This is a genomic window from Halioxenophilus sp. WMMB6 (genome assembly GCF_033283405.1).
GTDB lineage: Bacteria > Pseudomonadota > Gammaproteobacteria > Pseudomonadales > Cellvibrionaceae > Halioxenophilus.
In genome coordinates, this window is the sequence record NZ_JAWMQR010000007.1 from 80,365 (window position 1) to 92,298 (window position 11,934).

12 protein-coding genes are annotated in these 11,934 nt (G+C 59.0%); 6 read left to right on the forward strand and 6 right to left on the reverse strand.

The window, feature by feature from the left end; all coding sequences use genetic code 11:
* The first annotated feature begins 29 nt into the window (after positions 1-29).
* From ftsE to SBL51_RS16315, 6 genes are all read left to right on the forward strand, one after another.
* A complete protein-coding gene (gene ftsE / locus SBL51_RS16290) occupies positions 30-731 on the forward strand; it encodes a cell division ATP-binding protein FtsE (protein ID WP_317932152.1) in 702 nt (233 codons plus the stop codon).
* Complete coding sequence (gene ftsX / locus SBL51_RS16295) at positions 724-1,761, forward strand: permease-like cell division protein FtsX (protein WP_317932153.1); 1,038 nt, start codon at positions 724-726, stop codon at positions 1,759-1,761. Before ftsE ends, ftsX begins: the two co-directional genes overlap by 8 nt.
* Before the next feature lie 157 nt (positions 1,762-1,918).
* Positions 1,919-2,779, forward strand: coding sequence for an RNA polymerase sigma factor RpoH (rpoH, locus tag SBL51_RS16300; protein WP_317932154.1), 861 nt, complete (start codon positions 1,919-1,921; stop codon positions 2,777-2,779).
* A gap of 100 nt (positions 2,780-2,879) precedes the next feature.
* On the forward strand, positions 2,880-3,272 hold the full coding sequence (locus tag SBL51_RS16305; RefSeq protein ID WP_411860493.1) for a DUF423 domain-containing protein: 393 nt from the start codon (positions 2,880-2,882) through the stop codon (positions 3,270-3,272).
* A 21-nt stretch (positions 3,273-3,293) separates the two neighbouring features.
* On the forward strand, positions 3,294-4,001 hold the full coding sequence (gene trmB, locus SBL51_RS16310; RefSeq protein WP_317932155.1) for a tRNA (guanosine(46)-N7)-methyltransferase TrmB: 708 nt from the start codon (positions 3,294-3,296) through the stop codon (positions 3,999-4,001).
* An 89-nt stretch (positions 4,002-4,090) separates the two neighbouring features.
* Positions 4,091-4,657, forward strand: coding sequence for a hypothetical protein (locus SBL51_RS16315; protein WP_317932156.1), 567 nt, complete (start codon positions 4,091-4,093; stop codon positions 4,655-4,657).
* 30 nt (positions 4,658-4,687) lie between these two features.
* Here SBL51_RS16315 and SBL51_RS16320 read toward each other — a convergent pair whose 3' ends face one another.
* The 6 genes from SBL51_RS16320 to SBL51_RS16345 all read right to left on the reverse strand — a co-directional run bounded on the left by SBL51_RS16320 (position 4,688) and on the right by SBL51_RS16345 (position 11,923).
* Entirely contained in the window at positions 4,688-5,686 is a 999-nt protein-coding gene (locus SBL51_RS16320) for a hypothetical protein (RefSeq protein ID WP_317932157.1), read from the reverse strand.
* Positions 5,687-5,828: 142 nt separating this feature from the next.
* Positions 5,829-6,311 carry a sigma D regulator gene (rsd, locus tag SBL51_RS16325; protein WP_317932158.1) on the reverse strand — a complete coding sequence of 161 codons (483 nt, stop codon included), beginning with the start codon at positions 6,309-6,311 and terminating at the stop codon, positions 5,829-5,831.
* 189 nt (positions 6,312-6,500) lie between these two features.
* Positions 6,501-7,628, reverse strand: a complete 1,128-nt coding sequence (locus tag SBL51_RS16330; RefSeq protein WP_317932159.1) for an osmoprotectant NAGGN system M42 family peptidase — start codon at positions 7,626-7,628, stop codon at positions 6,501-6,503.
* A complete protein-coding gene (ngg, locus tag SBL51_RS16335; RefSeq protein ID WP_317932160.1) occupies positions 7,628-9,412 on the reverse strand; it encodes an N-acetylglutaminylglutamine synthetase in 1,785 nt (594 codons plus the stop codon). Before ngg ends, SBL51_RS16330 begins: the two co-directional genes overlap by 1 nt.
* A 2-nt stretch (positions 9,413-9,414) precedes the next feature.
* Positions 9,415-11,187 (reverse strand): N-acetylglutaminylglutamine amidotransferase, encoded by a 1,773-nt coding sequence (locus SBL51_RS16340; protein WP_317932161.1) that lies wholly within the window; start codon positions 11,185-11,187, stop codon positions 9,415-9,417.
* Between the two features lie 430 nt (positions 11,188-11,617).
* On the reverse strand, positions 11,618-11,923 hold the full coding sequence (locus SBL51_RS16345) for a chaperone modulator CbpM (protein WP_317932162.1): 306 nt from the start codon (positions 11,921-11,923) through the stop codon (positions 11,618-11,620).
* Positions 11,924-11,934: the final 11 nt, after the last annotated feature.

Sequence of the window (11,934 nt, forward strand, 5' to 3'; positions counted from 1 at the left end):
AAAACGGAATTTTACCAAAGCCGACGACCATGATCCGATTCGACCACGTCGCCAAGCGTTACGAAAACCAGGATGCCTTGACCAACCTCTCGTTTGAACTGGCGTCGGGGGAGTTCGCCTTCCTGACGGGCCATTCGGGCGCCGGCAAAAGTACCCTGCTGAAGCTGATCATGCTGATCGAGCGCCCCTCCCGCGGCCAGGTGCTGGTGCTCAATCAAAACCTGAGCCGCCTGAGTGACCGCCACATACCGGCGCTGCGGCGGCAGGTGGGGGTGGTCTTTCAAAACCACCAACTGCTGTTTGATCGCAACGTCTTTGAGAATGTCGCCCTGCCGCTGCACATCGCCGGTATTCGCGGGCGCGAGCTGGGCCGCCGCGTGCGCGCCGCGCTTGATAAGGTGGGCCTGCTCAATAAAGAGAAGCACAACCCGGTCACCCTCTCCGGCGGTGAGCAGCAGCGGGTGGGTATTGCCCGGGCGGTGGTTAACAAGCCGCCGGTGCTGCTTGCCGATGAGCCCACCGGTAACCTCGACCCGGAGCTGTCGGCCGAGGTGATGAACCTGTTCCAGCAGTTTAATCAGGTAGGGGTGACGGTTTTGATCGCCAGCCACGATATCGCCTTGATCCGCACCATGGGCAAGCGGGTGCTGGGGCTGGCCCAGGGCCGCTTGGTGCACGATGGCATACTGGTGGCCCGCTCGGAGATGGCCGGGGAGCGCGCCGATGGCTGAGGGTAATCGACGGCGACAGGGAAAGCCCGTGCGCCGGGAAGCACCCCGCCCGGCCGCCAAGCCGGAGCCGCGCCCAGCCAAAAAGGCAGTGCGGCGGGTAGAGATAACCGTGGTTGAGCGGCTGGCGGCCTACTTTCGCCACCACCACACCAGTGCCCAGGAGGCCTTCTTACGCTTGGTGCAGAGCCCCGGCCAGAGCCTGCCCACCTGCCTGGTGATCGCCATCGCCCTGGCCCTGCCGGCTATGCTCTACCTGGGCTTGATCAACCTGGAGTCCCAGGCCAATCGCTGGCAGGCGCCGGCACAGCTGTCGGTGTTTCTGCACAAGCGGGCCAGCAACACGGCTATCACGGCTCTGCGCGAGCAACTTGCCACCCGTACCGATATCGAATCGACCCGATTCATCACCGCCGACCAGGCCTTAAAGGAGTTTGAGCGGGTCTCCGGTTTTAGCGATGTGTTGAACTCCCTGGAGAGCAACCCGCTACCGGCGGTACTGGTGATCACGCCGGCCAATTTGTCGGTGGAGGCCCTGGCCAAGATGCAGACGGAGCTGAGCGCGCTCACCATAGTCGACAGTGTGCAGCTCGACCTGGAGTGGGTAGCCAGGCTACAGCAGATTACCGCCCTGGTGGGCCGTATTGTCGGTGCTCTGGCGCTGTTGCTGGCGGTGGGGGTGATCCTGATAGTGGGCAATGTCATCCGTCTGGCCATCGCCAACCGCAAGGATGAGATCGTCATCGCCAAGCTGGTGGGCGCCAGCAACGGCTTTGTGCGGCGGCCATTCCTCTACACCGGCCTCTGGTACGGCTGTTTTGGGGGTATATTGGCGCTGTTGATGCTGGCCGCGGCCCAACTTTGGCTGGCCGGGCCCATCGCGCGCCTGGCGCAGCTCTACAACTCCGAGTTTGAGCTGGCCGGGCTTGGCTTTGCCGGTAGCTTCAACTTGGTTTTGGCGGCCGCCGTGCTAGGCTCTATGGGAGCCGTTTTATCCGTATCGCGCCACTTGGCGGCCATCAAACCCAGTTAACCCGGGCTGGGGTTGAAAACACGGAAACTGGCCCCAAGCTCTCTCAAATTGATTTGATCTGGATAAAATTAGCAGGTAAATCAATGAACTATCCGGTTTCTGGTAGTCTAACCTTGGCAATGATAGACTACCGCCCCTTACTCATCTGGAGGTATACATGGGAACCAACTTACTGCCTGTACAAGTGCTTGCCCCTGGGCAGAACCTAAACTCGTACATTCAGGCTGTAAATAGCTTCTCTATTCTCACCGCCGACGAAGAAAAACAGCTGGCTGAGCAGCTCTACTACGAAAATGATCTGGAAGCTGCCCGCCGCCTGGTAATGGCACACCTGCGCTTCGTGGTGCATATCGCCAAATCCTACGCCGGTTACGGCCTCAACCAGTCTGATCTGGTGCAAGAGGGTAACGTCGGCCTGATGAAGGCGGTTAAGCGCTTCAACCCGGAAAAAGGCGTGCGTCTGGTCTCCTTCGCGGTGCATTGGATCAAGGCCGAAATCCACGAATTCATTCTGCGCAACTGGCGCATTGTGAAGGTGGCCACCACCAAAGCGCAGCGCAAGCTGTTCTTTAATCTGCGTGGCGCCAAAAAACGACTGGCCTGGCTCAACAACGAAGAAGCCGCCGCCGTTGCCGCCGACCTGAATGTCGATGTCAAACAGGTTCGGGAGATGGAGGGTCGCCTGGCGAGCACCGATATGGGCTTTGACGCCGGTGTTGATGACGACGACGATACCGCCTTCCAAGCGCCGGCTAACTACCTGGAAGATGCCCGCTACAATCCGGCAACTCAGTTAGAGGAGTCCGATTGGGAGACCAACAGCGTCAACAACCTGGAGATGGCACTGGATCAACTGGATGAGCGCAGCCGCGATATTCTGGCCAGCCGCTGGTTAACCGACGACAAGCTCACCCTGCACGATCTGGCGGATCGTTATGGTGTCTCTGCTGAGCGAATTCGCCAGCTGGAAAAAAACGCCATGAAGAAGATCAAAGCGATGATTGAGGTGAGCGCCTAAAACGCGGGCCCTCAATCAGCGAAACAAAGCCGTGCACTAGCGCGGCTTTTTTTTGGGCGGAAAACCGGGTGCATTAAGAGTCATCCACAAGGGGAGATGAGTGATAAAATTTTTCGCAAGCTTTGCCTCAATCAGCGGCTTGTTGGCGGTGGTGCTTGGCGCCTTTGGTGCTCACGGTTTGAAGGGTAAAATTGCCGACCCGTTGTTAAGCGCTTATGCCACCGGTGTGCAGTACCACTTCTACCACACTCTGGCGCTGCTGTTTGTGGTGGTGCTGCTGTTGCTGCAGGGGCCGTCGCGCCTGCTGGGCGCCAGCGCTGGCTTTTTTATCGCGGGTATTGTTGCCTTTTCCGGCAGTCTCTACCTGCTGGCCCTGGGTGGGCCAAAATGGCTGGGCCCGGTGACGCCGCTGGGCGGCCTCTGCTTTATGGTGGGCTGGGTGTTGCTGGCCGCCTATTTCCTATTCTCTTTTTCCAAGTCTGCTTCTGTGTAGGCAGCATAACGACAGAATCGAATGACCGACGCCAGTTTTCCCCTGAAACCCGAATTTAAAAATAAATCGATTCGCAGCTTTGTGATTCGAGCCGGCCGCATGACCGATGGCCAGAAAAACGCCTTTGCCCGCAGCTGGCAGCAGTATGGCGTCAGCCTGTTTAGCGGGCCGATTAATGTCGAGCAGCTGTTTGGTCGCCAGGCGCCACTGGTGGTTGAGGTGGGCTTTGGTATGGGCGACTCACTGTTGCAGATGTGCAAGCTGGAGCCGGAGAAAGACTTTATCGGCATTGAGGTGCACCCGCCTGGTGTTGGTCGGTTAATTAATAATGCCGAATTGGACGGGGTGGCTAACCTCAAGGTCTTTATGGCCGACGCCACGGATGTATTGGAAGATTGCATCGCCGACAGCTCCCTGGCGCGCTTTCAGCTCTACTTTCCCGACCCATGGCACAAGAAAAAACACCACAAACGGCGTATCGTGCAGCCTGAGTTTGTGGCGCTGATACAGCGCAAACTGCAACCTGGCGGCATCTGCCATTTTGCCACCGACTGGCAGGAGTACGCGGAGCAGATGCTGGAGATTTTGTCCGCTGCCGAGGGGCTGGACAATTGTGCCGGTGCTGGTAATTATCACCCGCGCCCGGAGCACCGGCCGGTAACCAAATTTGAAAGGCGCGGCGAAAATCTCGGCCACGGTGTTTGGGATCTGATGTTTGCCAAACGTTAATCGATTTTGGGTGGTGGCGGCTGAGGGCAAGATGGCCCGGGGCTTGGTTGGCTGCCGACACCGGTGGTGTAAACAGTAAGAGATGGATGATGAGCTATCTGAATTTTGGTCGACAACGATTGTTGGTGGTCTTGGGCACAATGCTGCTGTTAGCGGGTTGCGAAACCGGGCATCTGCTCAGCCTCTACTCCCTTGGCTTTCAAAAGCGCGATGTCTATCTCGACAATCTGGCCGATGCCCGCGACGCCATGCGTTACTGTGTCGCACGCCTGGCGCCGGCGGTCGCTGCCGATAGCGAAGTGAAAAAGGCGATTAAGCGCTGCGATGAGTCGACGGCGGAATTTGCGTCAAAACTGAAAACCAGCAACCGGGTGGCGAAAGATTGGTTGGGCGACTGGCACAAGCATCCTGAAGAGTTCCAGTCGGGTAAGGCTTCTGTGGTTGAGGTTGAAACCGAGCAGCGCTTGCTGTTGCAACAGGGCCGGCAGTTGGCCGAATCGCTTAACGATGGCAGAAAAAACCTCGATCGAGGCGTAGCCATTGCTCCGGGCTGGCTGGCGGAGGCCGAAGCTTGGCTGGCGGCGGCCAACCAACACATCATCTGGCTGGAGTCGAGCAACAGCGGCTACCCTGTGCCCAAATCCGCTAATCCTTGAGTTAAGCCTTAGATCACTTAAGCCGGAGGCTTAGCGGCGTAGCTCGTGCTGAAAGCCATTCGCTGATAACGCCTGAAATACACCGGTGCCGGGGCCAAAGCCCACCGCCACCACCGCCGCGCCGGTGGGTTTCCAGGCGTTGCGTTTGGGCAGGTGCCACTCCTTCACCAAGCTCAGGCGTGCGGTATCCCACAGCTGCACCACCCGGTCCGGGCTGCCGGTCAGCAGCAGGCTGCTGTTGGCGCTGAATTCGGCGGCGGTAAAGCGGCTGCCACGCTTTAAGTGTTCCGCAGCCAGCGGCAACTCGCCAATCACCTCGCCATTGCTGGTGCGCCACAGCACCGCTTTATCGTACTGCGCCGCCGACAGCGCCAGGCGGCCGTCGGGAGACAATGCCACCTGTTGGACGTCGTCCTGGTGCTTAATGGTGAAGAGCGGCCGGCCGCTCTCCAGGTCCCAAAGCACGGCGGTGGTATCTTCCGAGCCGGTCAACGCCAGGCGGCCATCGTCACTGAGCGCCACACTGCGCACTGTGTTGGCGTGGTTCAAAACCCGCACGACACTGCGCTGGCGCAGGTTGTAGAGCAGCGCTTCGTTGCCGGTGGTGCCGACCAGGGCGTAGTTGCCGTTCTGGCCAAGCGCCACGTCGAGAATCTGGGCCGGGGCGGAGAGATAAACCACCGCCTTGCCGGTGGTGGCCGACCACAGTACCAGTGTCTGATCTTCCGCCGTCACTGCCCATTGACCATCGGGCGAAAAATCGGTGGCGACAATAGCACTCCTCTCCCCCGCTTTATGATTCCAGTTGAACAGCCGCTCACCGCGGCTGCTCCACAAGCTGCCGCCGTGGTAGATGGAGCCAATTACGAAATAGTCGCCACTGGGGCTGATGGCGCCGCTGTAGAGCCCCTTGGCGGCGACTTCGGTGGTGGCACTGGGCCCCGGGGCGGGATCACAGGCGGTTAGCAGCAGTGTGATCAACACCAGCAGAGGGAGGGGCAGGAGCCGACCCGTTAGGGTACACGTCATAGGATATCCAAACCGTTGTGCGAGTGGTGAACCACCCGCCTGTCAATTGCCGGCAGGGCCGGCAGCGCTCCGAAGGGTTATCGGCCGCTTTTGGAAAAGGTTAAACAGAGTGTAGCAATGTGGGGCGGCGGTGCGGGCGGGATTACTTGGTAATTTCCGGTTCCAGCAGTTGTTGGTGGGCGGTGTGCAGAACATCAATCATGGCGTCTTCGGCTTCAAACCGTTCCGCCAGGGTTTCACCCATGGTAGAGAGATCATTAACCAGGGTGGAGAGGTCGTCGACCTCCTGATACTTATCGTTGAAGTCGAGCAGGCTTTCGGTGGTGCCGTCGATGGTCTGATAAAGTTCGGCGGCCTTTTTCAGCCCGTCGGTATCGTCAAACTGTTTGCCTTCCTGGATCAGTTTTTCATACACCTCAAAGTGGCCGGCGGAGACGTAATCGACCAACAGTTGGCACAGTCGGCGAATTTTGGGGCCGTACTCGTCGTCGTTATCGGCAAAGGATTTAATACCGGAAAGGCTGCAGAAAATGACCAGAAGCTCTTTGCGCTCATCTAACCAACGATCGACGAGTTCATTAACACCACCCCATCGTTCGCGAGCTGTTTGGCAATTATCAAGCATGGTCAATTCCTAAAAATCAAAGAGGTTAGTTCGCGGTTTGCGTCGGTTCGCGGGAGAGTCAGAGTAAAATAACCGAGCGTCAGGGGCAAGAAAAACCGCTCGCTGCAATGGATTGGAATTAAACGGCGCAGGGTTATTAGGCCAGTGAACAACCGCGGCAAATGCAGGCTGTTCACTAGCGTTTGCCCATCAGAAACGCATGCGTTCGCTGGAAGAGATGAGCGGGTAATCCTGATCGTTGCCGATCACATTTTCGTGCTCGCCAAACAGCGGTTGTGAAAGCATGTACTGCGCCAGCAGCTGCGCGACGGCGGAGAGTGAACGCAGATGCGAACGTTCCCAACCGTGGGAGGCATCCAAGGCAAAACAGACCAGCGCCGTGCGAATATCATTACCGGCCTCCAGCGCGGCGGCGGCATCGCTGCGATAGTAGAGAAACACATCGCGGGAAAATTCGATCTCGGCGCGCTGGCAGAGGTAGATCAGGTGTTTGGTCAGGTGCCGATCAAACGGGCCGCTGGAGTCCTGCATGGCGATGGTCGCGCCAAATTCACAGGTGTTCTGATCGGGGGCGATGGTGCCGTTATCGACCGAGACCATCTCGGCCACCTCGCCGTGCAGAATGTGCGAAGCGCCGACACCCACCTCTTCTGAGATGGTAAACAGCAGGTGGCAATCGAGCACCGGTTTTTGGCCGCTGTCGAGCAGCGCCTTCGCCGCCGCCAAAATACTGGTGACGCCGGCTTTGTCGTCCAGGTGACGGGCATTAACAAAGCCGTTTTCGTTAAATTCCGGCTGGCTGTCGACGGAGACAAAATCCCCCACCCGGACACCGGTTTCCCAGAGCTGATCGACCGAGACGCTGGTTTCGTCGACGCGGATCTCCAGGTTGTCCCAGGCCGATGGCTGGCTGTCGATCTCTTTGTTGTAGGTATGGCCGGAGGCCTTGAGGGGCAGAATGGTGCCGTTCAGGACGGTGCCGTTGTCACAGTGAATCTTGACCCGGGCGCCCTCGGCGAAGCGGGCGTTCCAGTGACCGATGGGCACCACGCGCAGGCGGCCATTGCGTTTTAAGCCCTTGACCATGGCGCCCAGGGTGTCGAGGTGGGCGGCGATGGCACGCCGGGGTGATGACTGCTGGCCGGGAATGGTGGCGCGAATAGCGCCGCGCCGGGTCAGTTCGTAGTGGATGCCAAGCTTCTCCAGCTCGGCACACACCAGGCGCACCACTTCGTCGGTCATGCCCGAGGGGCTGGGGGTGGCGAGCAGCGTGTGCAGTGTCTGCTGCAGGTACTCATGGTCTATCGCTAATTGCATTACTCTTCCGAATCACTGTGGACGCTTTTGGTATGGGGAAACAGCAGATCGACAAAGCGTTCTACGGTGGGTTGTGGCTCATGGTTGGCGAGCCCGGGGCGCTCATTGGCTTCGATGATCACATAGTCCGGGCCGCTCACGCTAGGCACCAAAAAGTCCAAGCCTACCACGGGAATGTGCAGGGCTCGAGCCGCGCGCCGGGCGGCGGTGATCAGTACCGGGTGCAGCTGCGGTGTCACGTCGTGAATGGTACCACCGGTGTGCAGGTTGGCGGTGGAGCGCACTTTCACACGCTCGCCACTGGGGAGCACATCGTCGAGCTCAAAACCGGCCTGGCGCACACAGCGGGCGGTCTCGCTATCGACCGGGATGGTGCTCTCACCGTGGGTGGCAGCAGCGCGACGTTGGCTGAGTGCCGACACCAGCTCGGCCACGGTTTCACGGCCATTGCCAATAACATAGGGCGGCCGGCGTACAGCGGCGGCCACCACCTGGTAGTCGATAACGATAATGCGCAGGTCATCGCCGTCGACGCACTCTTCCAGCAGCACCTTGTCACTGTAGTTGGCGGCCTCACAGATGGCCTCGTGCACCTCATCGAGTTTGGTCAAGCCCACCTTGATACCGCGCCCCTGTTCGCCGCGCGCGGGTTTCACCACCACCCGGTGGTGGCGGTTGAGGAAGGTGGCCACGGTGTCGGCATCTTCCGAGGTGATCTGCTCGGGCACGCGCAGCCCTTCGTGCTCCAACACCCGGCGGGTAACAGCCTTGTCGTCACAGCGGCTCATGGCGATGGCGCTGGTCAGTTCGCTCAGGGATTCCCGGCAGGTGATCGAGCGGCCACCCAGGGTGAGTTTGAAGAAGCCACCTTCAGCGTCGAGGATTTCAACGCCAATGCCGCGCCTACGCGCCTCCATGGTGATAATTTTGGCGTAGATGTTAAGACCCTCTTCCGGGTCCTCGCCGACGAACCAGCGCTCGTTGATGGAGTTTTTCTTCTTGATGCAGTACACCGGCACCTGCTTGAAACCCAGGCGCTCATAAAGGCGGATCGCCTTGGTGTTGTTGTGCATCACCGACAGATCCATAAAGTCGCGGCCATCGGCCTGCAGCTTCTCGACCAGTGCCCGGGTCAGCCACTCGCCCACGGCAGGAATCTGGGCCTGCGGGTCGGCCACCAGCGCCCACAGGCTGCAGCCGTTGTCCGGGTCGTTGATGGCCAGGCGATGGTCGACACCGGTAACGGCGCCGATAATGTCACCGGTGCTGACATCCTCGGCCACCAGCATGGTGATCGCCGGTATCTCCTTCAACTTGCTGTAGAAGCCGTCGTAGGCGGGCACCATGTTGTGCACCTTATAGAGCCGGTCGATGTCGCGCTGATTGTCGTGCTCGTTAATGGCCCGGATGCGCACCGCCTGGGGCTGATCCGGGCGCGGCTGGTAGTGGCGAAAGTCGAGCCGATAGGTGAGCGACGGGTCGAGGAAGAGCTCTTGAGGGGCGCAGGCGAGAATCAGATTCGGGTCGCGCACGTAGAGGGCGATGTCGCGCTGATCGCGCTTTTCGCGGCGTAGAATCTCGGCCACGGTCTGCGGGTTTTGAAAGGTTTGGCCAAACAGCAGCCGCCCCCAGCCACAGTCCAGCGCCACCTCTTTAGCCATGGGCTCGTCAGTGGGGTCGGTGAGCGGGTCGCCCCAGTGCTTGAGCGAGGCCATCACCGAAGGGTCCATCGGATCGTGGTGTTTGTGGCCGCGCTCGTCGGTAGTGGGTGATTGCTTGGTCATGGTCAGATACCGTGTGTTTGCAGCCACATCTCCAACATGGCCACCTGCCAAAGTTTGGAGCCGCGCAGGGGAGTGATGTGATCCCGGGGGGCGGCCATCAGACTATCCAGATAGGGGCGCTGAAACAGATCGCGCTGGCGGGCGGTGTCGCTGTCGAGGTAGCCGCGCACAAACTCCAGATAGGGCCCTTCGATGTATTTCAGGGCCGGCACAGGGAAGTAGCCCTTGGGCCGGTCGATGACGGCGTTGGGGATAATCTTGCGCGCCACCTCTTTCAAAATGTGTTTGCCACCCTGCTGAATTTTCAGCTCTGCGGGAATGCGCGCGGCCAGCTCCACCACCTCGTGATCGAGAAACGGCACCCGCGCCTCCAGGCCCCAGGCCATGGTCATGTTATCAACCCTCTTTACCGGGTCGTCGACCAGCATCACATTGGTGTCGATGTGCAGGGCCTTGTCGACCGCGTTGGGGGTTTGCAGCTGGTGGAAGTAGTTGTGCACAAACTGCTGGCTGTAGTCCTCGTGCAGGAAGCGCGCGGTCACCGTCTGCGCGTACTCCTCTTCCGAGCGATCAAAAAAGTGCTGGCGGTAGGTGGCCACGGCATCGTCGCTGGCCACCATCGGCGGGTACCAGTGGTAGCCGCCAAAGACCTCGTCGGCGCCCTGGCCGCTCTGCACCACCTTCAGGTGTTTGGAGACCTCGTGCGAGAGCAGAAAGAAACCGACATTGTCGTAGCTCACCATCGGCTCGCTCATCGCCTTGAAGGTCTCCGGCAGGGTATCGAGCAGGCGGCTTGAGGGCACGCGAATCTGGTGGTGGTCGGTGTCGTAGTGGCGGGCGATGATGTCGGAGTATTTGAACTCATCGCCGGACTCACCGCCGGCGGCTTCAAAGCCCACCGAGAAGGTGTGCAGGTCAGTCTGCCCCTGCTCGGCCAGCAGGCCGACGATCAGGCTGGAGTCGAGGCCGCCGGAGAGCAGCACGCCCACCGGCACATCGGCGATGGAGCGGCGCGCCACCGAGCGTCGCATCACCGCCAGCAGTTCCGCCTGCCAATCGGCTTCAGTTTTGTTGGGGTCGTCGCCCACTGGCCCCATGGTCAGCGACCAGTAGCGGTATTCGCGGGTGTCGCCGTTGGCCTCTATTTCGCGCACCGTGGCCGGTGGCAGCTTGCGTACCCCCTGCAACAGCGTCAGCGGTGGCGGCACTACCGCGTGCCACTGCAGATAGTGGTGCAGGGCCACCGGGTCGATATCGGTGTTGATGCCGCCGCTGGCCAATATGGACGGCAGGGAGGAAGCGAAACGCAGGCCGCCGTCGATCTCCGCCAGGTAGAGAGGTTTGATACCAAAACGGTCGCGCGCCATCACCACCTTGCCGCTGTCGCGGTGGTGAATGGCAAAGGCAAACATGCCGTTAAAGCGCTGCACGCAGTCGCTGCCCCAGGCGTGGTAAGCCTTGAGGATCACCTCGGAATCACCGGTGGAGAAAAACTGATAGCCCAGTTGCTGCAGCTCGGCGCGCAGCTCCTGATAGTTGTAGATACAGCCGTTAAAGGCCAGGGTAAGACCCAGGGCCGGATCGTGCATCGGCTGTTGGGCGTGCTCGCTTAAATCAATAATTTTCAGGCGTCGGTGACCAAACACCATATTACTTTGCGCAAAGATGCCGCCCGCATCTGGCCCGCGAGGCACCAGTTTTTCTGCCATACGTTCGACCGCACTAACGGAGGGGAGGTGGTTGTTGAATCGAATTTCGCCGCAGATACCGCACATAATGGTTACTGTTTCGACCTTTTTGTTGTTGCTGAAGGCTCAGAAAATAAATTCTATAAGCCCTCAGACATTCATCGGGGTTCGACACAAGAGCGGAAAATTATTTAACCGAATTGACGCCGAGCTCGTGTGAGTAAAACTCACCGACACTTCAGTGTGCCGTTGTTTTCCGGCGGAAAACGCCGGTCCAACGTATGACTAGCCAAGGGGGCGCTATAACTAGTGCGCAGTGTAACGAAGCAGGTATTTATGAATTTTATTACCCATGCCCATTAACAATTTGTTACAGGAGAAACAAAAAAATGCTAACAAACAGGCTTCGGAATATCCTAGGCCAATCATTGAAAGTAAAACGCCGACCATTCTAACAGATTGAGGCGTTAAAATCAGGCCGGCGTTTTTTGCGGGAAATTAAGCGTTTTGACGACAATTAATCGATAACAATAAAGCGCCGTAACTGCGCGCGCAGGCGCTCGTTTTCACGTTTGAGATCATCAATTTGTTGCAGCAGTTGCATCGCTAGTGCAACACCGGGCCAGTCGATCTCCAACTGACGGTGCAGGCGCCAGGCCTGGCGCGCGGTGGCCAACATATCGATATCAAACTGCCAGTTGCGCTGTTCGCGCCCGGCGGGTTCGACAATGCCCAGGTGCACAATTTCGACAATATGTTCCGGCGCCAGGGGTACCTGCTGGCTGAACTGTTCCAAACTGAAATAGATAATTTGCTCGGTCATTAGTTGTCACC

Excerpts from the sequence above, each read along its gene's own strand:
- ftsE (WP_317932152.1), top strand. The coding sequence starts at position 30 with ATGATCCGATTCGACCACGTCGCCAAGCGTTACGAAAACCAGGATGCC.
- ftsX (WP_317932153.1), top strand. The coding sequence starts at position 724 with ATGGCTGAGGGTAATCGACGGCGACAGGGAAAGCCCGTGCGCCGGGAA.
- rpoH (WP_317932154.1), top strand. The coding sequence starts at position 1,919 with ATGGGAACCAACTTACTGCCTGTACAAGTGCTTGCCCCTGGGCAGAAC.
- trmB (WP_317932155.1), top strand. The coding sequence starts at position 3,294 with ATGACCGACGCCAGTTTTCCCCTGAAACCCGAATTTAAAAATAAATCG.
- SBL51_RS16315 (WP_317932156.1), top strand. The coding sequence starts at position 4,091 with ATGAGCTATCTGAATTTTGGTCGACAACGATTGTTGGTGGTCTTGGGC.
- SBL51_RS16320 (WP_317932157.1), bottom strand. The coding sequence starts at position 5,686 with ATGACGTGTACCCTAACGGGTCGGCTCCTGCCCCTCCCTCTGCTGGTG.
- rsd (WP_317932158.1), bottom strand. The coding sequence starts at position 6,311 with ATGCTTGATAATTGCCAAACAGCTCGCGAACGATGGGGTGGTGTTAAT.
- SBL51_RS16330 (WP_317932159.1), bottom strand. The coding sequence starts at position 7,628 with ATGCAATTAGCGATAGACCATGAGTACCTGCAGCAGACACTGCACACG.
- ngg (WP_317932160.1), bottom strand. The coding sequence starts at position 9,412 with ATGACCAAGCAATCACCCACTACCGACGAGCGCGGCCACAAACACCAC.
- SBL51_RS16340 (WP_317932161.1), bottom strand. The coding sequence starts at position 11,187 with ATGTGCGGTATCTGCGGCGAAATTCGATTCAACAACCACCTCCCCTCC.
- SBL51_RS16345 (WP_317932162.1), bottom strand. The coding sequence starts at position 11,923 with ATGACCGAGCAAATTATCTATTTCAGTTTGGAACAGTTCAGCCAGCAG.